Origin of the sequence: Methanobrevibacter ruminantium M1 (genome assembly GCF_000024185.1) — an archaeon.
GTDB lineage: Archaea > Methanobacteriota > Methanobacteria > Methanobacteriales > Methanobacteriaceae > Methanobrevibacter > Methanobrevibacter ruminantium.
Window position 1 is genome coordinate 889,271 of the sequence record NC_013790.1, and the last position, 23,526, is coordinate 912,796.

Consider the following 23,526-nt stretch of genomic DNA (forward strand, 5'->3'; position numbering starts at 1 on the left):
AATAATATAAAATTGACTATTTTATCTTAGCAATATTTAAAAAATTTATTAATTTCCAATTGGAAGATATGGAAATTTTATATTTTTATTCAAGTTCAGTGATTATTATGGATTATTTTTACATAGGAATAGATGATACAGACTCTCCAGATGGAATGTGCACTACATTTTTAGCATCCTCCATTTTAAATGAGTTTGAGAGGAGCAATATTAAAATTATTGATTATCCTAGGCTTATTCGATTAAATCCTTTTGCAAGGTTTAAGACTCGTGGAAACGGCGGGGTCTCATTCAAGCTAGACATTGATGAGGATACTGATTTGGCAAAGGAGATTGTGCTAGGTTATGTAAGGGAGCTTTCCATGTTTGACTGTGACAACACAAACCCTGGAGTTGTCTTCTATGAGGGTGAAATCACTGAAGAGATGGTTGATTATGCATTTAAGGCAATTTATTCCATTATCACTATAGAGGAAGCCGAAGAATTTGCAAACCATATTGGGGCTGAAATTTATAAGTTCAAAAAGGGAAGGGGAATAATTGGCTCAATTGCAGCTATTTCCTGCCCTTTAGAGGATTACACCTATGAGCTTTTGGCGTATAGGGAACCTTCAAGATATGGGACTCTTAGAAACATTGATTATGATTCTGTTGTTAGAATGGATAAGGAAACTTACCCTGAAACCTTTGAAAATATCGATGGCAAGTATTTGGCCATAGAGCCTAAGACTCCATGTCCTGTTTTATATGGAATTAGATCAAACAGTCCTGAGGTATTGGAAAAGGCAAGGGAAATGGTCATTCCAAATGAAACCATTGCAGACAGTTGCATATTTAAGACAAATCAGCATACTGACATGCATATTCAAAATGCAGATAGGATAAGTGACATGAAGCAATATTCCTGCTATAGGATAAGGGGAACCGTCAAGGAAAGGCCACATATAATCGAAGGAGGCCATATGTTTTTCACTTTATATGATGATTCCGGCGAGATAGAGTGTGGAGCATACGAACCAACCAAGGACTTTAGAAAGATCGTTGCCAAATTAAGAGAAGGGGACGTTATTGAACTCTATGGGGGAATAGGCGAGCAAAATACATTTAATATAGAAAAATTCCAAGTCATTAAGCTAAATGAATTTGTATATAGAAACCCTGTTTGCGGATGTGGCAAAAGAATGAGCTCTGCTGGAAGAGGAAAGGGATTCAAGTGCAAAAGCTGTGGAAAACGTATAGAATCAGATGAAAAGGTGCCTGAAAAGATTGATAGAACTTTAATTAATGGCAAATTCTATGAAACTCCAGTCTCAGCAAGGAGACACTTGTCTAAACCGTTGATTCGTATGGATTTGGATTAGTTTTTTTCTAATAGTCTGATTTAATTCTTATTTTTTTTATAGTTTTTGATTATTTTCACGATATCATGGATTTTAATTTTTTTCTATAATTTTTAATCCTTTTTAAAACTTTTCCGGAATATTTTTTTCCCCAATTTCTTATTAACTGGGATTAGTTTTTTTCCCTATTTTTGGAGTAAAATAAATGCCTTTTTAGCTATTTTTTATGGATTTATCTAGAATTTTTATAAAATTTCCTAACGTTTTTTAAAATTTTTAATATTTTTTATAAAAATGAATAGTTTTAATAAAGCCATTCAGTGCCACTAATAAATTATCATTATTTATAATTTTTTAGAATAAAATAGATTAATTTATAAATAAGAAACTTAAAACTTAAATTAAAGAAAGTCTTAGTTAATTTAATATAATCATTTGAATCATGATAATTCGTGATAATTCGTGATAATTCGTGATAGTTCGTGATAATTCATTATAGATTCATATTAAATCATTAAATCATTTTTGATTATTATTTTATGAATAACTGCTTTCGATATTTATTTTTATTTAGTTTTTATACAATTATAGGTGGGATTTTATTACTGATCAATCTTCACATCCATTTAGGGAAAAAACGGATAGAGCAATTAAAAAGAGACCTCCATGGAAGGAGTATAACCTCCACATTGTTGTCTTCCTTTTGGTTGTTATCTCCATGGCTATCGGTGTAAAGGAGATTAAGATTACCGACACCATCAGTATCCTATTATTACCTTTGATTTATGCCTTGGTTTTAGGTTTAGCCCTTTATTTGGCAAAGCCTATTAAGTTTATAGGCAGAAAGCAATCTAAGGTAGCTGAAGGGGCTATGGTTCTATTTATTGGTGTATTAATTACCAAATTGGCTATTTCAAGCGGTCAAGCCATAGCCAGTATTTTCCAAGTGGGGCCTGCTCTTCTCTTGCAGCAGATAGGTAATTTAGGTACTCTTATAGCATTGCCTATAGCACTCTTTTTCGGCTTTAGAAGGGAAGTCATCGGTATGACAAGTTCCATTTGCCGTGAACCTAACTTAGGAGTCATTATCGACAAATACGGTTTTAAATCTCCAGAGACCCGCGGAGTATTGGCTGTTTTTGTTATCGGATCCATTTTAGGTACTCCATTCATCAGCTTCCTATCAAGCATAAGCGCTTCACTGATTCCTATGCACCCATATGCCTATGCAATGGCTTCAGGTGTGGGAAGCGCAAGTATGAATGCCGCTGCCCTTGCTCCTTTGATGCATATGTTTCCATCAATGGCTACTGATTTGGAGGCTTTTGCCGGATGCAGTAACCTTCTTTCATTCTGTTTCGGTATCTATATGTGTATATTTGTATCATTGCCTCTTGCAGAGCGTATGTATAAGTGGCTATCCCCTCATATAGGCCATGACAAAGAGGAAACAATTGACGATGAGTATGCAATCGAAGGGGTAAAGCATGATAAGTATGCATCTAAGGAAGAGTTAAGTTCAGGAAAGATTAAAAGATGGGCTACATTCCTTCTTATATTCTCATTCACCGTTGCTGTAGGAAATTATATAGGATATCACACTTCATTGCTGGATTCATTCATTGGAATGATCATTATTTCACTTATAACCATTCTGGGAATGTCTCTTGAAAGGATAATTCCTTGGAATATTCAATCAATCATTTATATAAGCCTGATTGGTATAATTGTGGCTATTCCAGGCATGCCAACTGCTGATTTCATTGTGCGTTATGTTTCTCAAATTGATCTGACCACAATATGTACTGCATTCCTGGCTTATGTAGGTATAGCTATAGGAAATGATTGGGAAGAGTTTAAAAAGATTGGTTGGAGAGGAATCATTATCACTCTAATTGTAATTTCTGGAACTTATTTATGTTCAGCAGGAATTGCTCATTTGACTTTAGTGGCTACTGGAATGGTATAATTAGCTTAATGGGGTCTTTAAAAATAGTTTTTGCTTTAGCTTTTTTTATATATTTTTTTATATTTTTTAATTCCAAAAATTTTTTTAAATTTTTAATTTTGACATTTTAATCTTATTTTAAAAAAAGTAAAAAGATAGAATTAAAATTCTATCTAAAATTGTTTTTCTTCTTATTTTATTTTTCAGACTTTAACTTATTCTAGTTAATTTAATCGTCCTTATTTTTTCTTCTAAATGCAAATAGAACCAATAGGATTAATGCAATTGGTATGATTAATAAAGAATAATTTATATCAAATAATTTGGTCTCATTTTCATCGATTTCCTTATTAGAACTCTCATTATTCAAATCAGTTTTTTTATCAGAATAATTCATATCCTTATTATTGGAGTTTGAATCATCATTATTTTCATTATTTTCTTTTAAATTTAAATAATCATTGTCTAAATTTGAATCAATAGAATTTAAAAGACTATTTTTCATTTTAGAATATCTTAAACCATTTTTATTATAATAATTCTTATTATTATCATTATTCTTATTGCCATTGCTTTGATGATTGTTTGGATTATTGGACTTATTGGAGTCATCTGAATCATCAGTAACATTATCTGAATTATCATTTGAATTATTCGGATTATCTGATTCATCATTGGAGTCATTTGAATCGTCTGAATCCTCGGAATCATCATCCGATTCATTGTTTTCCAAAACATCTAAGCTGACAATCTCATTATCCAAAATTGCATTTACTGTCTTTGCAAGCTTCATATCAGTTGAAGTGGAAGCTGAACCATTAACAATATTCAAATTGTACTTAATTTTACTGTCTTCGCTTACCACTTGAATACTTGATTTTAAAATAGGCAATTTATCTGGATTCTCTAATTTGAAGCTATTGTTGTTTTTATCCTTTCCATTAAGGCTTATGGTCAAATTAGAGACCTTTTTTTGCATAAGGGGGGTTGAATTGGTAAAATTCATTTCAATCCATTTGAAGTCTTCATCAATATTGAAGTTTAAGAGTTCATCAAAGTTTGGATTGTTTTCTCCCCACCAATTATTGCTTATTAATAAGTAATCTCCGCTATCATAAAGCCCATCTCCCTCTGGAGCGGAATTATCCAATATTTGGCAATACTCTATATTTGTATCTTTTCTAGAGATAATGGCTCCGCCGTAGTTTTGAGCGGTATTGTTTACTAGAACGGATCCGCTCATATAAAGCTTGCCATTATTGTCAATCGCCCCTCCGTTGTTTGTGACCTTATTGTTTGTGAAAGTGGAGTTTGTGACAGTCAAATCTCCCCCATTGTCAATTGCACCTGCACCAAATGCCTTGTTTCTGCTGAATAAGGAGTTTTGGATTGTCATGATTGCGCTATTATCAATTGCAGCACCATAACTTAAGGCATTGTTCAATAGAAACAGTGAGGAGTCTATAAATATATTCCCTTCTCTTGTAAAGATTACTCCGCCTTCATCTGCTCCGCTTGTTTGCTTAAATATGGAATCTTTAATCTTAATGTTTCCGTTTACGCTTAAGATGACTCCTGCTTTGTGGCTTACAGATTGTTTGGTAAAGTTAGAGCTCTCTATTAAAAAGTCTCCTAAGTTATAGATTCCTGCAGCTTCATAGGCTTTATTTGAATCAAAAGAGGATTTGTTTACTGTTAGGTTCTTTTGATTATAGATTGCTCCACCGTAATTGGCTTCATTTGAGTTTAGGGTGCTTTTTTCTATAATCAATTTTCCTTTATTGAATATTGCTCCTCCAGTTTCTCCAGAGTTGCCATTTAAGGTGGAATCACTTATTTTTGCTGATATGTCTCCTATGAAGACTCCGCCTCCGGAATTTCCATTATTGTCCTTTATATTAGTGTTATGGATTTCTGCAGGGTGCTTGTCAGCATAGATTCCTCCTCCATTGCTTTTAGCATTGTTGTTTATAATGGAAGAGTTATTTACAGTCAGATAAGCTTGCTTTGCATCAATTCCCCCTCCAATTTTAGCATTGTTGTTTATTATGGTGGAATTGATGACAATCAATCTGCTGTCTGCATCTGCAAAAAGGCCTCCTCCTTCATCTGCATAGTTGTTTTCTATCAGGCAATCATTTACAGTCATCTTAAATTCAAAGGTGTATAATCCTCCTCCGTACATGTCTGCAGTATTGTTTTTGATTGTGGAATTGTATATTTCACAGCTTCCCCAATTTTTAACAGTACCTCCTAATTGGCTTGCAGAGTTTAAGAACATCTCACAATCGTATATTGATAGGGTTCCATGATTATTGTAGATAACACCGCCACGAGCTCCCTTGTTAAAGGAAAAGGTGGAATTAGAGATAGTTAGCTTTCCAATATTATTGTAAATGGCTCCTCCGTCTCCATTGCATCTGTTGCCTTTGAATGTGGACTTGGATATTATTGCATTTGCATTTTCCAAATCCAAGGCTCCTCCAAGAAGTCCGCTATTGTTTTCAAAGAGACTGTTGTATATTTCAATTTCTGAGCCTTCAGAGGAGTATACTGCTCCTCCGCCAGCATTATTGTTTGAAATTGAACAGCTATCTATACTCAATAGTCCATTGTTATAGATGGCTCCTCCATCCTCATAACTTGTATTTCCATTGATAAGGCTTAATCCATAAAGATTTAATTGAATTCCCTTATTAATGATAAATATGTTTGATTTGGAGTTTCCGTCCAGTATTGTTTTTATGTCAAGATCGGATAAATTTTTATAGCCATATCCATAAATATTTAGGTTTTTATTTATGATAATTGGACTTCCATTGCCTATATATGTTTTGTCTTCTAAGAATATTGAATCTCCATCTTTATGACTATTGATCAACTCTTGTATATAGTTAAAATCATTATTTGAGTTTCCATCATTTAGTTTTTTATCATTCATTTCTAAATGATTTTGATTATCATTTGATTCTAAATGATCTAATTTTTTATCAGGTAACTCATAATAATTTGTATCATAGTCATTTTCATTGATAGAAACCTTTTCATCATTTGGAATTGTGGAGATATCAGCGTATTCTGCAATGATACCATTGTCACTTGCATTGACTGTATTCATAATTAATATTGAAAAAATTAAGGTTAAAATTAAAATTAACTTTAATTTTTCATTATTTATTATTTCACCTCCCATAAGACTTTAAATAAAATATTTAGATAAAAATTTACTCATATTTAACTATTTTAGAAGTTTTAATGAATTTAATTAAATATTTTATTTAAACGTTATTTAATTTTATATTAACGTTAATTCTTCATTTGTTTTAAATCTTATTTATACTATATTATTTGATTCTAGCAATTTTTTAATCTCAATGAATTTTTTTAATCTATTTTTTTAATCTTAATCTATCAACTTACTTTTAGACTTGGGCTTAAGTTTAAACTTAAGTTTAAAATATAAATCTTATTAAATAGTAAGAATAAAAATAAGATTATGATTATTCATGAATTGTCTAGATTTCTAATAGATTTAAAATATGATGATATTCCAAAGGAATCTATTGAAAAGGCCAAACTCTGCTTTTTAGATTATCTTTCAGTTTATTTTAGGGGATTGGAAAGTGAAAACTCTAAAATAGCCATTAAGACCATATATAAACTATTTGGAGATAATTTTAATTCCTTGAATAAGGCATTCATCAATGGAATAGCATCCCATAGCCTAGATTTGGATGATGGCCATAGATTGGCTCAATTGCATCCGGGTTCTATTGTCTTTTCAAGCCTTTTGGCACTCATAAGCGATAAGTCTTTAGATTTAGACATTTCAACAGAGAAATTCATTGAATCTATTGTGGCAGGTTATGAAGTAGCTATCGCTCTTGGAATCCTTGTTAATCCAAACCATAGAAATCAGGGATTTCATAGCACAGGAACAATAGGAACCATTGCTGCAGGTGCAGTTGCTTCAAAAATCCTTAATTTAAATCTAGAACAGACAGAGCATTGCTTAGGATTGTGCACAACCCAATCTGCAGGTCTTCTTGAGGCAGATCATGCTGGGACTATGGGTAAATCTTTCCATGTTGGAAATGCTTGTTATGGCGGAATCATCTCTGCATTCCTTGCTAAAAATGGTTTTACTGGAGGAGAATCCATAATCGATGGTAAAGAAGGATTTTTAAAGGCCATGTCCTTAAAAACTTATGAGGATTATTTGGATGCAGATAATAATGATTTAGACTATTTAAGAATTTCTAAGTTTTTAGAGGATAATTTAGGCAAGTTCCATATAAATGAGGTTTATTTGAAGAAATTCCCATTTTGCAGACATATTCACTCTTCAATTGATTCAACTCTCTATTTAAAGGAATCTATTGTTAATTCGGATGATTTTGATTCTTTAGATTCTATTGGTTTGGATTCAATTGATTCCATTGAAGTAAAAACCTACAAGATAGCAAGTGAACATGATAATTTCAATCCAAAGAATCCACAGGATTTAAAGCAGTCATTGCCTTATGCAGTGGCCATTTCTCTGGTTTTAAATGATTTAAGTTTAGATTCAATTGATGAATTAAAAGATGATGGTCTTTTTGATGAAAAGTCCAATAAGGAATATGTTTTAAAAATTAAAGAAATTATATCAAAGATAAATATTATCTATGACAAGGATTTGGATGATTTGGCTCCTCAAATGCGTCCTTCTCAAGTGACAATTAAATTCAAGGACAATTCAAGGGATAGCATTAAACATACTGTCTATTATCCTTTGGGTGAAGTGGAAAATCCATTAAGCGAAGAGGATATTTTAGAAAAGTTCAAGCTTTTAAATCCTAAGTTTAATATTGATAAATTACAAATAATTAAACATATGGAAGAATATTCAATTGATGAGCTTTTTAGGGAGCTAGATTTGATTGATTAGAATTTTTAAACAACTAGATTTGATGGATTGAATTTATAAACAGTTTAACAAATTATATTTTTATAAAATTTCATATTTCAATTATTTTCATAATTTTACAAAGTGATTATATGATGGATGAAACTAAAAATTCATTAAAAGAATTAGGCATTAATGAATTGCATGATGATTATGTGTCCCAAAAGCGATTTGAAGATGGAGGGCAATATAGGTTTGAAGTTCCAGGAATTCAAGGTCCTTCTGCACTCGAGTCTCTTTTAAATGCTTGTGATGATTTTGATTTAACCATTCACAGAGCCACTCAAACCAAAGGAATAATGTTCTTATTGGATGAAGAGATAGAAGACATGGTTGATTTGGCTGATGATGCAAATATTCAGTTATTCTTGGCTGTTGGCCCAAGGGCTCCTTATGATACAAGTGCTACCGTTCAAACAGAAGAGGGAAAAAGAATAGGCTATCGTCTTAGAGGATATAAAAACCTTGTCTATGCAATAGAGGATGTTAAAAGGGCTGTTGGCCTTGGAGTTAGAGGCATCCTATTGTATGATGAAGGCTTGCTCTTTGCCCTTTCTAAAATGAGGGAGAATGGAGAGCTTCCATCTGACCTTAAGTTTAAGCTTTCTGCACATGCTGGATGTTCCAATCCAGCTTCAGCTAAGTTATTTGAATCAATCGGATTGAATTCATTAAATCCAGTTCGTGACCTTCAAATCCCTATGTTAGCATCCCTGCGTGATGCAATAGACATTCCTATTGATGTTCATACTGAAAATCCAAAGTCTACAGGAGGTTTCATCCGCCATTATGAGGTTCCAGAAATGATTAAGGTGGCAAGCCCTATCTATCTGAAGACTGGAGGATCTGTTGCAAAGCATCATAGCTGGGATACAACAGACCAGGAGGCTCGCCAAAGAGCTAAACAGGTTGCTTTAATTAGGGACTTGATTGAAAGGTTCTATCCTGAGGCTCAAATGTCTAAATTATGAAATTTAACATTTTATTAGATTATCAGATTTTCAGATTATCGGATTATCAGATTATCAGATTATCAGATTATTTACTTATTGCAAATTGTTCTAAAGAGATGTATTTTTATGGATTTAATTAAAAAAGTTGAAGATGCAGTTGTTAAGGCAGGAAGCGGATATAGTGAAGATAGATTAACTGCATATGAAAACGCATTAAGACTGGAAGAAGAAAAGGGAAATGAAAATGCAGTTTGGGCTTTAGAACAAATGATTGAAAACTTTAAAGTAGCAAAAGAAAATAAGCTTCCCCTATGTGATGACACAGGAATCCCTCATATAATAATTGAGATAGGTTATAATAGGGAGATTCCTAAAAACTTTTTTAATGATATTAATGCAGGCATAGCAAATGGTTTGGATAAACTTCCTGGAAGGCCTATGGCAGTTAAGGGCAATGATATTGAAAGAATCGAGCAATCAAAGGGTTTATATGCCGAGTCCAATATGATGAAACCTGCCTCTTTTCTTATTGAAGAGAAGGATGATTCCACTTATGGAAGAAAAATAGGCATCGATGATGATAAGATAAGAATAAATGTCCTTCTAGAAGGTGGAGGTCCTGAAATCAGAGCTAAAACATATAGGGTTTTTCATAAGAGAGATTCAAATATCGTATTTAATGAAGCACTCAGCTGGCTAAAGGAGTCTTTGTCTATGTTGGGTTGCACTCCTTCAATTCCAGCCATTGGCATAGGAAGAAGCCACTTCGAGGCAAATTCATTGATGTTAAGGGCTATGGTTCATGGCAATCTTAATGATCAATCAGATATTGAAAAATACATTGCAGATGAGTTGAATAAGACAAATATCGGTCCTTTAGGCCTTGGCGGTGTGACAACTGTTCTTGGATCTTTTGTAAATATTGGATATCAGCGAGCTAGCGGCGTTAGGATAGTTGCAGTTAGGCCTGCCTGTTTTGTTGAACCTAGAGTTTCTAGCTTTGAATTTTAAAAATCTCTTTTTGTTTTTATCTTAAAAATTCTTTGCATATTTGCAAATTAATTTTTTTTTTTGATTTTTTGTATTTTTCTAAATTTCTTTTTTTCTAGATTTCTATTTTTTCTATTTTTATATTTTTTATTTTTTGTTCCATATCATATGAATTGTTTCAAGCAAGCAAAACTTTTTACTTCTATTGTTTGTGATGTAGCAGATAGTTCTAATCCATAAAAACTTTTCATTTGTTCTATATTGTCCTAATTGTTTATATTTAACTAAACTATTCTGTTTTATTCAATAAAAATTGTTTTATGACTATAAAATCAACTGTTTTCCATTAAATTTTTTAATACTTTCCTATATAATTATCTGCCCATATATATCTGGCTTTAATTTTTTAATAGTTTAGATAAAAATACAATTTTTATTTAATTTATCTATCATTAAATTGTAGTTAATTATAAAGATTATATTTTTTATTTTCCATATTTTCAAAAATTTTCAATTAAATTTTTCAAGCCATCAAAAATGGTTTTTTTATCAATTTCAAAAATTCATTTTTTCATTATTTTAAAAAAATTTATTATAAAGGTAAATTATATTTAATCATGTAATAAAATTTTTAAAAAAATTATCAATTCTTTTAAGTTTATTATTTTGCAAATTGATTTTTCTATATTTGACTTTTAAGTTTATTATTTTGCAAATTGATTTTTCTATATTTAACTTTTAAGTTTTCTAAATCCAAATTTGAATTTTCAAAACCTGACTATGTGATACTATGAGTGATGATCAAAAGCCTTACAAAAATGGTTTCAAGTTTCCAGAGCAAAGCATTAGAACAAAAATTACCGAAGTAAGTCCTAACCGATTATCCACTCGAGGTTTCAATCAGGAGGACCTTATTGAGAATCTTTCCTACTCTGAGAATGTTTTTTTAATATTGAGAGGAAGATTGCCTGATGAGAAGGAAGCTAAAATATTCAATCACATTCTTGTTTCCTTTTGCGACCATGGTGTCACTCCTCCAAGCACACAGTCTGCAAGGCTTATCGCCTCATCTGGAGCAAGCATAAACAATGCAGTTGCTGGAGGATTGCTGTCCTTTGGCAAAAATCATGCAGGGGCAATTGAAAAAGCCATGGCTTTGTTTCAGGAATCAATCAGTGGCTTAAATTTGGAAGAGACAGACCCTGACGATGAAAACAAGAGAATTGCCCTCTTGGCCATAGAAATCGTAAACCGCTACGAAGGCGAATCAAAAAGAGTTCCCGGTTTTGGCCATAGGTATCATGATAAGGACCCTAGGGCAGCTAAACTGATTGATTTGGCCATTCAAGAATCAGCCATTGGTCCTCATACAAAACTAGCCCTTGCAATTGAAAGCATCTTAAATGAAAAGAAAGGAATTTGCTTGAATGTTGACGGTGCAAATGCAGGTCTTTTATCTGATTTGGGCTTTGATAGTGACTTAGGATTGGGAATTTTTATGATTGGGCGTTTGCCAGGTCTCATTGCTCATGCATTTGAAGAGATGCAGGAGGAAGAGAAATTCAGACGATTCTGCGATTTGGAAAACATAGTCTATGAAGGTTTTAAAAATAAAAGGATTGATGATGGCGAAGAATGATCATATTTGTGAAATGTATTGGCTAAAATAATTTTTCTGCAATTGAATATAATTCATGGAAATTTATTAAAATGCTTGATTTTAATTAAATAATCATATACTTGATTTTAACTAATTAACTACAAATCATTATAAAAATGCTTTTAGGAGTAATTTATATGGAATTTTTTGATGTTATTGAAAAAAGATACAGTATGAGAGGTTTTGAAGACAAAGAGGTAGAGCAAGAGAAATTAGATAAGATCTTAAAGGCTGCTCAAATCGCTCCAACTGGAGTTAACTTCCAACCTTTTAAGGTAATCGTAATTGACACTAAAAAGTATAAGGAAGAATTAAATGCAATCTATCCTCCAGAATGGTTTACACAAGCGCCAATTGCTCTTTGTGTAGTTGCTTCCAAGGAAAGGGCTTGGACAAGGAAATTCGATGGCAAGAATATTGCAGACATCGATGCAACAATTGTCATGACCCATATGATTCTTGCAGCTGAAGACTTAGGCCTAAACACTTGTTTCATTGCTGCATTCAAGCCTGATGAAGCAAAGAAATTTTTGGCACTTGATGATGAATGGGAACCTGTATTGTTCACTCCTTTAGGATATGGAAATGCAGAGCCTAGAGACACTCCTAGAAAAGCAATAGAAGAATTGGTAATCTATAAAGATTAAATTAATTTAATATTTTAATTTATTGGTAATCTGTAAAGATTAAATTGTTTTAATTCTTTATTTTTATTCCTTTTTAGTTGATTGTTTGTTTAGATGATAATATGAAACCAAAGATAGTTCGTGCAAGGGACAAAGAGGTAATGAATCAATTGGCAAAGCTTTTTGAAGAGTCTAAATACACTGTCAAGTCCCAGGATAAGAATTATGTCCTTCTTAAGAAGAATAATTATGGAAATCCTTTAATTCATCTTCCATTCATATTGATTGGACTGTTCTTCAATGCATTTGCTATTCTAGTTAATGTGGCCTATTTTGCCTACAGTGTTTTTAAAAAGTCCAATGTAATCTTAATTACAACTGAAAAGAATGATGAAGATGGCAATCCCTTGGAATTCGATGACGTCGGTGAAATTGAAGTATTCTACGACCAAGAAACTTGGGATAAGGCGATAGAATTATCTAGATTGGAATAAAAATATTCTTATAATTATTTATACTTCTTTAACAAAAAGTTTAATATATAGAATTTTATGAACTTATTGAATTTATTGAATTTATTGAATTTGTTTAATTTATTCATTATAGAACTTTTTGAACTTATTTAAGTTGTTTTATTTTAAATTATTAAATTGGGGATATTAATGAAATTTACAATGAGAAAAATTATATTATTGGCTTTTTCAGCTCTTTTAATCATTTTAGGGCTTTGGAATTATATGAGTGTACCTAAACCAGGTTTAGACATTATTGCATCATCCCTTGTGCTTGTTGCAGTTGGTTGGACTCTTGCAATGTCTGTTTTTGAACCTAACTGGATTAAAGCAGCTATCTTCATTGACGGATTGGTATTTGTACTTGTATCTATCACATTCTTAGTAAGTCCTATCAATTATGTGTTCCTTCTCTTTGGAATTATTTTGGTTGCTATAGCTGTTTTAGCTTATCTTAGAAAATTACCAGACAATATATTAAGATACTTCTACAGATCTTAATATTTTTCTATTTTTTTTAACTTTAGTTTTCATTTTAGCTTTTTTTCAACTTTTTCTATTTTATTATCTTATTTTTCAAAATTTTCATAGGTGTTTTAAAAAAATTTCATTTCATATTTTACGAACTTTTTTAATAGATTCTTCAAGTTTTTCCCTGAAATTTACCTTAATTTTCCCTTAATTTTCCCTTAATTTTCCCTTCAAATTTTTATGAATATTTCTCATTCAAAGGACTAATTTTTCCTTAATTATTTTCATGCTCTTTTTCAAGTGATATTATCATGTTATTATCATATTTTAAGAATTTATAATAATTCTCTATTTTATCTAAAACAAGTTATTCAATAATTATTTTAAAAAGATAGTAAAAATATCTTTTATTTAATTTATAAAAAATATTTAAATTAATATCTAGCAAAAATAGTCCTTTTAAGAAAGATAAATTTTTTAATAAAAATCTTTGAAAAATTAATAAAAAATTAATATAAATTAACAAATACACTCGATTTCTAATATTATATAATAAAATATATATATTAACAAAAATAAAAATTTAATTACCATGGTGATTTATTATGGCAGGGATATCAGAAGCTATTACCCAAATAAAAAAGGCTGAAAGTGATGCTGATTCCTTAGTAGAACAATCAACAGTCGATGCGAAAGCAATGATTGATGAGGCTCATGTTAAAGCTAATGAAATGGTTGAAGCTGCTAAGAATGAAGCTAACGAAGAAGCTCAATCTACTGTTTTTGATGCAGAAGAAAATGCAAAGAAAGAAGCTACTTCTATATCTTCTCAAGCTGATAGCGATGTTGAAGCTATCAAGAATAAGGCTAGAAATAATATAGATGAAGCTGCTTCAATTATTGTTAAAAATATTTTATAGTGTGAGATAATGTTTAGAACTGCGAGAATGCGTAAGCTTAATGTTATAACTTTGGACAAATACGCTGGTCCTACGGTCAGTGCACTTCACGACGAGGGTATTGTCCAAATAAATGATATTTCTGAACGTATTCAGCAAGATCCTAAGCTAGCAGAACTTTTGAAACCTTCAAAAGTTACACCTTATACTGGTAAGCTGTCCTCACTTCTTATGAAGACAAGCGCACTTTCCGATCTTCTCGGAGATGCCCTTTCAGAAGGTCAGTCCCTTAAGGACACCCTTATGTCTTTCATAAGCCCCGATCTTCCAGTTCCTAAAGAAGTCGAGGATGTTGATACAGAAAGCTTTATAGCTTATGCTGAATCAACATTAAGCCAGGTTGAGGCTGAAACAAAAGGTATTGAAGATAAGTTAGCCGCACTAGACAGTGAAGAAAGTAAGCTTGAATCAAATAAAAGTTTAGCTTCTAAGCTTAAAAATCTGGATATGGATTTAGCTCTTTTAAGCGATTCAAAGTATACTTCTACCATTGTTGGTAGGATCACTGCTGAGTCAGCTCAGAAATTCAAAAGTGAATACAGTAAGATTACAGAGGATCTCTTTTACGAATTGGTTCCAGATGATGAGAAGGAGTACAATATTCTTGTTGTTGTCGTAGCCAACGAGTTTAAGGATGACATCTATACCTTACTTAGGAAAAATGAATTCGAGAAGTTTGAAACTGAGGATTTACAAGGAAGACCTGACAGTCTTATTTCCTCTTGCGAATCCAGGCTTCAGGCTATCGAAAGTGAAAGATCCCAAGCTAAAGCTGATTTGAAAGTTGTAGCAGAAAAATGGGATGATGAAGTTCTTGCTTTAAAAGAACAATTGGAAAACGAAAAAGAGAAAAATGAGGTTTTCGCAACATTTGCTGAAACCGACAAGACTGTTGTCCTTGAAGCATGGGTGCCAGAGAAAAACCTGGAGCAAGCTCAAAGCATAATTGAGACTGCTACAGATGGCCACGTGATCATGGAAACAGAAGAGGTTCCAGACAATGCTGAAGACGTACCTGTACTGCAGGAAAACTGCACATATGCAAAACCTTACGAACTATTGGTTGAAATGTACTCTCCATTGAAGTACAATGAAATCGACCCTACCTTATTCGTAGCTATTACATATCCATTCTTCTTCGGTTTCTGTTTAACCGATGCAGGATACGGTATTTTAGTTGCACTTATAGGATTCATCCTCTATAGAGGAATGGGTAAAGTCAACAGAACCATGCACGATGGTGGTCTAATCATCATTGCAAGTGGTATATGGTCCATTATTTTAGGTCTGTTTACCAACGGTTTCTTAGGGGACATGTGGACTAGGATTTTAGGTTTAGGACCTGCTCTTCCTACAGTTATCGATTCAATCAATGCATTTAAGTTCCCAGCAACAATCTTGGTTATTGCTATCGTAATCGGTATCATCTATACCAATATCGGTTTCATCTTAGGTGCAATCGACAACTTAAGATACGGAGAGAAGAAAGAAGCAATCGGTTCTCAAATCGTATGGTTTGTATTTGAGCTTGGTATTATCCTTCTCATATTAGGATTCCTTTTCCCAACATTCGGAATGATTGGAATGGCTCTTGGTGCAGTATTAATCATTGCAGCTCTTGGAATGCTCATATGGGCTAACGGCGCATATGGTCTTATGGATGTCTTTGGATTTATGGGAGATGTATTGTCATACGCTCGTCTATTGGCTCTCTGTTTAGCTACAGGTGGTATTGCTATGACCGTAAACATCTTGACCAATATGGTAAATGACATGATTCCATTTGTTGGTATCGTTTTAGCTATTATCATCTTTATTGGTGGACATATTGCAAACTTCCTTTTCCAAGTATTAGGTGCAGGAGTAAACGCTTTGCGTCTTAACTATGTAGAGTTCTTCTCTCAATTCTATATGGGTGGAAAAAACTCTTACCAAGCTTTTAAAGCGAAAAGACAATTTACTAAAGTTAAAAAATAATCAAAATCAAATTTACTAGTTATTTTATTTAGAAAAACTTTTAAAATCTGTAATATTGAAAAATTTAATTAAATTTTTAAATGAAAATAAATTCAAATGTTCTTTTAAAGGTTTAAAACTTAAAGATTTCAATATGATTTCATTCAAATTAAAATAATTATTTGGAAATGATAATTAATTTTAATTTAAATTAAGCAAATGCTTAAAATAAGAACTTTACGTTCTATTTAAAGAAATATAATTAACAATTATATTTAAATTCATTAAAATATAATTAAAAAGTTTAAATTATATTTAAAATCATTAAAAATATAATTAAAAGTCAAATTATATTTTGTTACAATTTTATTAATCAATTTATAGGAGATATATTATATGGTAGAAATTGCTTTAGGTACTGCTTTAGCAGCAATTGGTGCTGGTGTAGCAATTGGTTTTGCTGGTTTAGGTTCCGGTTTAGGACAAGGTATGGCAGCAGCTGGATCTGTTGGAGCTGTAGCAGAAGATAACGATATGTTTGCTAGAGGTATTATTTTCTCAGCATTACCAGAAACTCAGGCTATTTACGGATTCTTGATTGCTATTTTATTACTTGTATTCTCAGGATTATTAGGTGGAGGAGAAGGTCTCTCCACAACTGCAGGTATTGTAGCTATAGGTGTAGGTGCATCTATTGGATTTGCAGGTTTAGGTTCCGGTATGGGACAAGGTATGGCAGCAGCTTCCTCTGTTGGTGCTATCGTCGAAGATAACGACATGTTCGCAAGAGGTATTATCTTCTCTGCATTACCAGAAACTCAAGCTATTTACGGTTTCTTGATTGCTATCTTACTTATGGTATTCGGTGGAATCTTAGGTTAGGAGGTCAATTTAATGAGCTCTGGGGCAGATAAAATTGTCTCTAACATAATGTCTGAAGCTCAAGGCAAGGCTGATGCAAACATTGGCGAAGCTCAAGCTCAAGTCGATGCAATATTGGCAGATGGCGAAAAAAGGGCTGAAGCCACTAAGCTTAAAATCTCTGAAGACGCTGCAAAGCAAGCGGAAATGAGATATCAGCAAATCATCTCTGAAGCTAAGATGAATGCTCGTAGGGCAGAATTAGGGGCAAAAGAAGAAGTAATCGAAGAAGCTTTCAATAAAGCTACTGAAGATTTGACAAATATGGCAAATACCAACGATACTGAATATGTGGACGCTTTAATTGAAATGATTAAGGAAGCAGCTGTAGAAATCGGCGGCGGAGACTTAATCGTTTTATTGAAAAAGGAGGACATTCCTAAAATTGAAGGTAAATTAGAACATATCGTAGGTTTAATAAAATCTTTAATCAAACGTGAAAAACCTTCCGATTTAAATGTGATTGCTAAAGAAGTTTCTCGTGAAACTGATGTTGAAACTACTTTAGAAATTGGAGAACCTATCGATACCATTGGTGGAGCTATATTAAGAACAAGAAATGGTGAAATTCAAGTTAATAACACTATTGAATCCAGAATGTTAAGATTTAAAAAATCATTACGTTCAGAAGTTGCAAAAACATTATTTGATTAGGAGGATGAATTATGGCTGATGAAATTGCTACAATAATAAGTTCCTTAGGACTTTCCAATGAGGCATTTTTAGCAATAGTTCTTTTAGCGTTTGTAGTTATTGGTGCAATTATTGTAATTGTCGCAACTAGACCAATTTTAGATGTTTACCCATATCTTCATCCTAATGCAAGAGTAAGAGCAAGAAAAGGAAGATTGTTTGATGAGAAACAGATTTCAGAACTTGTTGAAGCAAACAACGTTGATGAAATCACAAACTATCTCAGAGGATCTCCTGACTATGCAGACTACTTGGATAATTATACACTTGAAAAGGCATTGGACATTCAGCTTGGTGAAACCTATGACATGGTTTCCAGAATGGCTCCTAAAGAGATTCAATCTTCATTTAAAGTAATGGCTAAAAAGTCAGACATCAATAACATTAAAAGTTTATTGACTGCTAAGCAAGCAGGATTAAACGAAGAAGCAACTGCTGACCTTTTAATTCCTACTGGTTCTTTATATGAAGATATAGAACGTTTGACCGACGCTGATGGTGTAACTGGCGTTGTTGCAGGATTAGATGGAACTGAATACGCTCCAGTATTGGAAGAAGCACTTCCAGAATATGAAAAGACTGGAATGGTCCTTCCTTTGGAATCAGCATTAGATAAGTATTACTTATCCAAATTGCTCGCTTCCTCTGAAACCCCATCTGATGAGAATAAGCAGATACTCTATTCTTATGTCGGTAATCAAGTGGATGTTGCAAATATCAAATTAATATTAAGAGCAAAGGCTGATGGATTAGACTATGAAGCTATCAGCCCATACATGATTGATAGTGGATATCAATTAAGAGAATGGAAGCTTAAGGATCTTATGGAAGCTGAAGACGTCACTGGTGTCATTTCCGGTTTGGAAGGAACCAAATACTCAGACGTCCTTGTTGAAGTGCTTCCTGAATACAATGAAACTGGATCTGTAGCTCTCTTTGAAAAGGCTTTAGACAAGTTCTTAGTCGACTCTGCAAAATCCTATTCCATGAAAAAGCCATTAGGCATTGGACCTATAATAGGATTCCTCTCACAGAAAGAGGTTGAAGTCAAGAACTTGAAGGTCATTGCAAGAGCCAAAAGAGAAGCTGACTTCCCAATATCTAAAATTAGGGAGATGTTAGTATGAGTGATGTCGCTATAATTGGGGATATCGATACTGTTACTGGTTTTAAACTTGGTGGAGTTAAAAGAGGTATTATTGTAAATAATGATGAAGAAGCTAAAGATGCTCTTGATGAGTTATTGAACGATGAAATTTCAATTATTATAATTACACAAAAGATAGCTGATAACATAAGAGAACATATTAATAGACGTCTTGGTTCTGATGTCTTACCGATGGTTATTGAGATACCAGACAAATCTGGTTCATCTGAAGGCGGTGCCGATCAAATGGCAGCTCTTATTAAGAGAGTTATCGGGGTAGAGATGGTTAAATGATTAATGAAGGAAATATTATTAAAATTGCAGGTCCTGTTATCGTCGCAGATGGGATGAGAGGAACTCAAATGTATGAAGTGGTAAGAGTAGGTGAAGCCAAGCTTATCGGAGAGATCATTGAGCTTGAAGGCGACACCGCTACCATTCAAGTTTATGAAGAAACCGCTGGGGTAAAGCCTGGCGAGAAAGTGGAAAGTACTGGAGGTCCATTGTCTGTAGAGCTTGGACCTGGTGTAATGGGTTCCATTTTTGATGGAATTCAAAGACCTTTGGAAGTAATTAAAGGAATCTCCGGAGACTACATCGCAAGAGGTATTGATGTAGACTCTATTGACAAAGAGAAAAAATGGACTTTCGAACCTATTGCTAAAGTAGGAGACAAAGTTGTAGGCGGAGACATTTTAGGACAAGTACAAGAAACATCTGCTGTTGTCCAAAAGATCATGGTCCCTCCAATGATTGAAGGTACCATAAAATCCATAGCTTCACAGGCTGAATACACAGTACTTGAAACTATTGCAGAAATAGAAACTGAAGATGGAATTGAAGAAATTCAAATGTTACAGAAATGGCCTGTACGTAAAGGTCGTCCATACAAGGAAAAATTAGACCCGGACATTCCACTTATTACCGGTCAAAGAGCACAAGACACTTTCTTCTGTTTAGCTAAAGGTGGTGCAGCAGCTATTCCTGGTCCTTTCGGTTCAGGTAAGACTGTTACCCAACAGCAATTAGCTAAATGGGCAGACGCAGACATTGTGGTATATATCGGATGTGGAGAACGTGGTAACGAAATGACTGAGGTACTTACCGAGTTCCCATTCCTTACTGACCCAAAAACCGGAAATCCTATTATGGACAGAACTGTTCTTATTGCAAACACTTCCAATATGCCGGTAGCAGCTCGTGAAGCATGTGTATACACCGGTATTACAATTGCTGAATACTTCCGTGACCAAGGTTACGACGTAGCGCTCATGGCAGACTCAACTTCCAGATGGGCAGAAGCTATGAGGGAGATTTCAGGAAGGCTCGAAGAGATGCCTGGGGAAGAAGGTTACCCTGCATATCTCGCATCCAGACTTGCACAGTTCTATGAAAGGGCTGGAAGGGTCATCACATTAGGTCAAGACCCTAAGGAATCTTCCGTTACTGTAGTAGGAGCGGTATCACCTCCTGGTGGGGACTTATCCGAACCGGTTACTCAAAACACCCTACGTATCTGTAAGGTATTTTGGGCATTGGATGCATCTCTTGCAGATAAGCGTCACTTCCCTTCCATCAACTGGTTGCAAAGCTACTCATTATATGTAGAGAGCATTACCAACTGGTGGCAAGAAAACGCTTCAGAAGAATGGAGAGCAAACAGGGACCAAGCTATGGTATTATTACAAAAAGAATCCGAGCTTGAAGAGATCGTACAATTGGTCGGTCCTGATGCATTGCCAGATTCTGAACAAGTGGTATTGGAAACTACCCGTATGTTAAGAGAAGACTTCTTGCAACAAAACGCATACGACGATGTAGACACTTACTGTTCTCCAATTAAACAAGCAGGCATGTTAGAAACCATTCTTAAGTTCCACGAAGCAGCAAGTGCAGCTGTAACTCGTGGCGCAGATGTAAAGGAAATTGCAGCTTTAACTGTTAAAGAGGACATTGCTAGAATGAAATACATCCCTGAAGATGAATTTGAAGCAAGAGTAAAAGAAATTCAAGAAAAAGTTGTAACACAATGTGCTGAGGTATAAAAATGAACGCAGATATTAAAACAAGAGAATATACAACAGTTTCTGAAGTTTCTGGTCCTTTGATGGTAGTAGAAGGTGTTGAAGGTGTAGCTTATAACGAAATCGTAGAAATTGAAGCTCCTACCGGAGAACACAGAAGAGGACAAGTATTGGAAGTTAAAGATGATGTAGCTGTTGTTCAGGTATTCGAAGGTACCACTGACTTAAACACCTTAAACACTAAAGTAAGATTCACAGGCGAAACCGCTAAAATCGGTGTTTCAAAAGACATGATGGGACGTATCTTCGACGGTACTGGTAAGCCTATTGACGGCGGTCCTGAAATTATCCCAGAACAAGAATTGGATATTAACGGTAACCCAATGAACCCTGCATCAAGAGAATTCCCTGCAGAGTTTATCCAAACTGGTATCAGTACCATTGACGGAATGAACACCCTTGTAAGGGGACAAAAATTACCTATCTTTTCAGGATCAGGTTTGCCACACAACGACTTAGCTGCTCAAATTGCAAGGCAAGCTAAAGTAGTAGGTTCCGACGACGATTTCGCAGTAATTTTCGCTGCTATGGGTATTACTCACGAAGAAGCTAACTTCTTTATGAGAGATTTCGAAAGAACTGGAGCACTTGAAAAGGTAACCGTTTTCATGAACTTGGCAGACGACCCTGCTATTGAAAGGATTCTTACTCCTAAGATGGCACTTACAACTGCTGAATACATGGCATTCGAACTTGGTATGCACGTATTGGTTATCCTTACTGACTTATCCAACTACTGTGAAGCATTAAGGGAAATTTCCGCAGCTAGGGACGAAGTGCCTGGTCGTAGAGGTTACCCTGGATACATGTACACTGACTTAGCTGGTATCTACGAACGTGCAGGACGTATTGCAGGTAAGGAAGGTTCCATTACTCAGATGCCTATTTTGGTCATGCCTCAAGACGATATTACTCACCCAATTCCTGACTTAACCGGTTATATTACCGAAGGACAAATCGTATTAAGTAGGGATATTCACAGGAAAGGTATCTATCCACCTGTAGACGTACTTCCATCCCTATCTCGTTTGATGAGTGGTGGTATCGGCGGAGACAAGACTCGTGATGACCACAGTGGTGTATCTGACCAGCTTTATTCCGCTTACGCAGAAGGACGTAACTTAAGAGACCTTGTAGCAGTAGTAGGGGAAGACGCTCTTACTGAAAGGGACCAATCTTTCTTAGCATTTGCTCAAGCTTTCGAAGATGAGTTTATCACTCAAGCTAAAGATGAAGACAGAAGCATTGTTGAAACTTTAGATCTTGGTTGGAAATTATTAACTATATTACCTAAAACAGAACTCAAAAGAGTTAAAGATGAATTTATTGAAAAATACTACCCAGAATAAGTCTGATATCTTGAATTTAGGATTAATTACTCAATTGGAGAGTTATTCTTTAGATTCAAATCAATTATTCTATTAATATTTTTCATTTTTAATAAGTTCATCATGTTTTATGTTGAAATATTATCTTTAGGAGGATAGTATGGCAGAAGAAATACTAGAAGGTATTAACCCAACCCGTATGGAGCTACTTGCTCTTAAAGATAGAGAAAAACTTGCTGTAAAGGGTCACAGTTTGCTCAAGCAAAAGAGGGACGCTTTGATTAAGGAGTTTTTCGATATCTTAGACAGAGTTAAAGGTGCTAGGGAAAACGCTGAAACTAACCTTAGTGAAGCTTACGAAGCACTTACTGAAGCTCAAATCATTATGGGTGACTTAGCTGTTCAAAAGGCAGCTTTATCTGTTAAGGAATCTGTTAAAGTAGATATTTCTTCAAGAAGTATTATGGGTGTTTCCGTACCTATTGCAGATATGGAAATGGAATCAAGAACTTTAGTTGAAAGAGGCTACGGCTTTTCAGACACTTCAATTCAATTAGACGAAGCCGCTAAAAAATTCGAAACAGCGCTTAAGTACATCATTGAATTAGGTGAAATCGAAAAGACAATCTATCTTTTAGCTGATGAGATTGAATCTACCAAGCGTAGAGTAAACTCACTTGAACATATTATGATCCCTAGATTCCAAGCAACCATCAAGTCAATCAATATGAAACTTGAAGAGATGGAAAGGGAAAACTTCGTTAGAATGAAGATGATTAGATCTACTATTGAGAAAAACGAAGCAGAAGCTTTAGCTAAAGCTCAATTAAAAGCAGCAAAAGCAGAAGAATAAAATTAAATACAAACGTTTTAAATAACAAAAAGACTTAAGAATTAAATGCAATTCATATTTTGCTTGTTAAAATAGAATATGTGTTTATTTTCTTAATTTCTCTTTTTCTTTTTTTAAATTTTTTAATATAAACTTTT

The 23,526-nt window shown here is 33.9% G+C and carries 19 protein-coding genes; 18 read left to right on the forward strand and 1 reads right to left on the reverse strand.

Annotated features, from left to right (window positions below; translation table 11 throughout):
• The first annotated feature begins 107 nt into the window (after positions 1–107).
• Positions 108–1,361: a TiaS agmantine-binding domain-containing protein gene (locus MRU_RS03475; protein WP_394296003.1), complete on the forward strand. Its 1,254-nt coding sequence runs from the start codon at positions 108–110 to the stop codon at positions 1,359–1,361.
• 697 nt (positions 1,362–2,058) lie between these two features.
• Positions 2,059–3,309 (forward strand): DUF3100 domain-containing protein, encoded by a 1,251-nt coding sequence (locus tag MRU_RS03480; RefSeq protein ID WP_012955488.1) that lies wholly within the window; start codon positions 2,059–2,061, stop codon positions 3,307–3,309.
• Between the two features lie 208 nt (positions 3,310–3,517).
• On the opposite strand, the gene MRU_RS03485 is transcribed toward MRU_RS03480, so the two are convergent.
• Entirely contained in the window at positions 3,518–6,406 is a 2,889-nt protein-coding gene (locus tag MRU_RS03485; protein WP_143714297.1) for a right-handed parallel beta-helix repeat-containing protein, read from the reverse strand.
• Between the two features lie 378 nt (positions 6,407–6,784).
• Between MRU_RS03485 and MRU_RS03490 the strand changes: the two genes are divergently transcribed.
• From MRU_RS03490 to MRU_RS03565, 16 genes are all read left to right on the forward strand, one after another.
• Entirely contained in the window at positions 6,785–8,218 is a 1,434-nt protein-coding gene (locus MRU_RS03490) for an MmgE/PrpD family protein (protein WP_012955490.1), read from the forward strand.
• Between the two features lie 113 nt (positions 8,219–8,331).
• Positions 8,332–9,207 (forward strand): peptidase, encoded by an 876-nt coding sequence (locus tag MRU_RS03495; RefSeq protein ID WP_012955491.1) that lies wholly within the window; start codon positions 8,332–8,334, stop codon positions 9,205–9,207.
• A gap of 108 nt (positions 9,208–9,315) precedes the next feature.
• On the forward strand, positions 9,316–10,200 hold the full coding sequence (locus MRU_RS03500; RefSeq protein WP_012955492.1) for a fumarate hydratase: 885 nt from the start codon (positions 9,316–9,318) through the stop codon (positions 10,198–10,200).
• Positions 10,201–10,969: 769 nt separating this feature from the next.
• Complete coding sequence (locus tag MRU_RS03505; protein WP_012955493.1) at positions 10,970–11,818, forward strand: citryl-CoA lyase; 849 nt, start codon at positions 10,970–10,972, stop codon at positions 11,816–11,818.
• Between the two features lie 158 nt (positions 11,819–11,976).
• Positions 11,977–12,486: a nitroreductase family protein gene (locus tag MRU_RS03510; protein ID WP_012955494.1), complete on the forward strand. Its 510-nt coding sequence runs from the start codon at positions 11,977–11,979 to the stop codon at positions 12,484–12,486.
• A gap of 101 nt (positions 12,487–12,587) precedes the next feature.
• Positions 12,588–12,959, forward strand: a complete 372-nt coding sequence (locus MRU_RS03515) for a hypothetical protein (protein WP_012955495.1) — start codon at positions 12,588–12,590, stop codon at positions 12,957–12,959.
• A gap of 168 nt (positions 12,960–13,127) precedes the next feature.
• On the forward strand, positions 13,128–13,478 hold the full coding sequence (locus MRU_RS03520) for a hypothetical protein (RefSeq protein ID WP_048812401.1): 351 nt from the start codon (positions 13,128–13,130) through the stop codon (positions 13,476–13,478).
• Between the two features lie 575 nt (positions 13,479–14,053).
• Entirely contained in the window at positions 14,054–14,368 is a 315-nt protein-coding gene (gene ahaH, locus MRU_RS03525) for an ATP synthase archaeal subunit H (RefSeq protein WP_012955497.1), read from the forward strand.
• 9 nt (positions 14,369–14,377) lie between these two features.
• The gene (locus MRU_RS03530) at positions 14,378–16,384 is read left to right on the forward strand and encodes a V-type ATP synthase subunit I (RefSeq protein ID WP_012955498.1); all 2,007 of its coding nucleotides are present in this window, start codon (positions 14,378–14,380) and stop codon (positions 16,382–16,384) included.
• Between the two features lie 375 nt (positions 16,385–16,759).
• Complete coding sequence (locus MRU_RS03535) at positions 16,760–17,245, forward strand: ATP synthase subunit K (RefSeq protein WP_012955499.1); 486 nt, start codon at positions 16,760–16,762, stop codon at positions 17,243–17,245.
• Positions 17,246–17,257: 12 nt separating this feature from the next.
• A complete protein-coding gene (locus tag MRU_RS03540) occupies positions 17,258–17,938 on the forward strand; it encodes a V-type proton ATPase subunit E (RefSeq protein WP_012955500.1) in 681 nt (226 codons plus the stop codon).
• 11 nt (positions 17,939–17,949) lie between these two features.
• Positions 17,950–19,104: a V-type ATP synthase subunit C gene (locus MRU_RS03545; protein WP_012955501.1), complete on the forward strand. Its 1,155-nt coding sequence runs from the start codon at positions 17,950–17,952 to the stop codon at positions 19,102–19,104.
• On the forward strand, positions 19,101–19,418 hold the full coding sequence (locus MRU_RS03550) for a V-type ATP synthase subunit F (RefSeq protein WP_012955502.1): 318 nt from the start codon (positions 19,101–19,103) through the stop codon (positions 19,416–19,418). The genes MRU_RS03545 and MRU_RS03550 overlap by 4 nt, the downstream gene beginning before the upstream one ends.
• Positions 19,415–21,169, forward strand: coding sequence for an ATP synthase subunit A (locus MRU_RS03555; protein ID WP_012955503.1), 1,755 nt, complete (start codon positions 19,415–19,417; stop codon positions 21,167–21,169). The genes MRU_RS03550 and MRU_RS03555 overlap by 4 nt, the downstream gene beginning before the upstream one ends.
• Before the next feature lie 2 nt (positions 21,170–21,171).
• Positions 21,172–22,557 (forward strand): ATP synthase subunit B, encoded by a 1,386-nt coding sequence (locus tag MRU_RS03560; RefSeq protein WP_012955504.1) that lies wholly within the window; start codon positions 21,172–21,174, stop codon positions 22,555–22,557.
• 139 nt (positions 22,558–22,696) lie between these two features.
• A complete protein-coding gene (locus MRU_RS03565) occupies positions 22,697–23,389 on the forward strand; it encodes a V-type ATP synthase subunit D (RefSeq protein ID WP_012955505.1) in 693 nt (230 codons plus the stop codon).
• Positions 23,390–23,526 lie beyond the last annotated feature (137 nt).

Excerpts from the sequence above, each read along its gene's own strand:
- MRU_RS03515 (WP_012955495.1), top strand. The coding sequence starts at position 12,588 with ATGAAACCAAAGATAGTTCGTGCAAGGGACAAAGAGGTAATGAATCAA.
- MRU_RS03545 (WP_012955501.1), top strand. The coding sequence starts at position 17,950 with ATGGCTGATGAAATTGCTACAATAATAAGTTCCTTAGGACTTTCCAAT.
- MRU_RS03495 (WP_012955491.1), top strand. The coding sequence starts at position 8,332 with ATGGATGAAACTAAAAATTCATTAAAAGAATTAGGCATTAATGAATTG.
- MRU_RS03485 (WP_143714297.1), bottom strand. The coding sequence starts at position 6,406 with ATGAATACAGTCAATGCAAGTGACAATGGTATCATTGCAGAATACGCT.
- MRU_RS03520 (WP_048812401.1), top strand. The coding sequence starts at position 13,128 with ATGAAATTTACAATGAGAAAAATTATATTATTGGCTTTTTCAGCTCTT.
- MRU_RS03510 (WP_012955494.1), top strand. The coding sequence starts at position 11,977 with ATGGAATTTTTTGATGTTATTGAAAAAAGATACAGTATGAGAGGTTTT.
- MRU_RS03535 (WP_012955499.1), top strand. The coding sequence starts at position 16,760 with ATGGTAGAAATTGCTTTAGGTACTGCTTTAGCAGCAATTGGTGCTGGT.
- MRU_RS03540 (WP_012955500.1), top strand. The coding sequence starts at position 17,258 with ATGAGCTCTGGGGCAGATAAAATTGTCTCTAACATAATGTCTGAAGCT.
- MRU_RS03530 (WP_012955498.1), top strand. The coding sequence starts at position 14,378 with ATGTTTAGAACTGCGAGAATGCGTAAGCTTAATGTTATAACTTTGGAC.
- MRU_RS03490 (WP_012955490.1), top strand. The coding sequence starts at position 6,785 with ATGATTATTCATGAATTGTCTAGATTTCTAATAGATTTAAAATATGAT.
- MRU_RS03505 (WP_012955493.1), top strand. The coding sequence starts at position 10,970 with ATGAGTGATGATCAAAAGCCTTACAAAAATGGTTTCAAGTTTCCAGAG.
- ahaH (WP_012955497.1), top strand. The coding sequence starts at position 14,054 with ATGGCAGGGATATCAGAAGCTATTACCCAAATAAAAAAGGCTGAAAGT.
- MRU_RS03560 (WP_012955504.1), top strand. The coding sequence starts at position 21,172 with ATGAACGCAGATATTAAAACAAGAGAATATACAACAGTTTCTGAAGTT.
- MRU_RS03555 (WP_012955503.1), top strand. The coding sequence starts at position 19,415 with ATGATTAATGAAGGAAATATTATTAAAATTGCAGGTCCTGTTATCGTC.
- MRU_RS03475 (WP_394296003.1), top strand. The coding sequence starts at position 108 with ATGGATTATTTTTACATAGGAATAGATGATACAGACTCTCCAGATGGA.
- MRU_RS03500 (WP_012955492.1), top strand. The coding sequence starts at position 9,316 with ATGGATTTAATTAAAAAAGTTGAAGATGCAGTTGTTAAGGCAGGAAGC.
- MRU_RS03550 (WP_012955502.1), top strand. The coding sequence starts at position 19,101 with ATGAGTGATGTCGCTATAATTGGGGATATCGATACTGTTACTGGTTTT.
- MRU_RS03565 (WP_012955505.1), top strand. The coding sequence starts at position 22,697 with ATGGCAGAAGAAATACTAGAAGGTATTAACCCAACCCGTATGGAGCTA.
- MRU_RS03480 (WP_012955488.1), top strand. The coding sequence starts at position 2,059 with ATGGCTATCGGTGTAAAGGAGATTAAGATTACCGACACCATCAGTATC.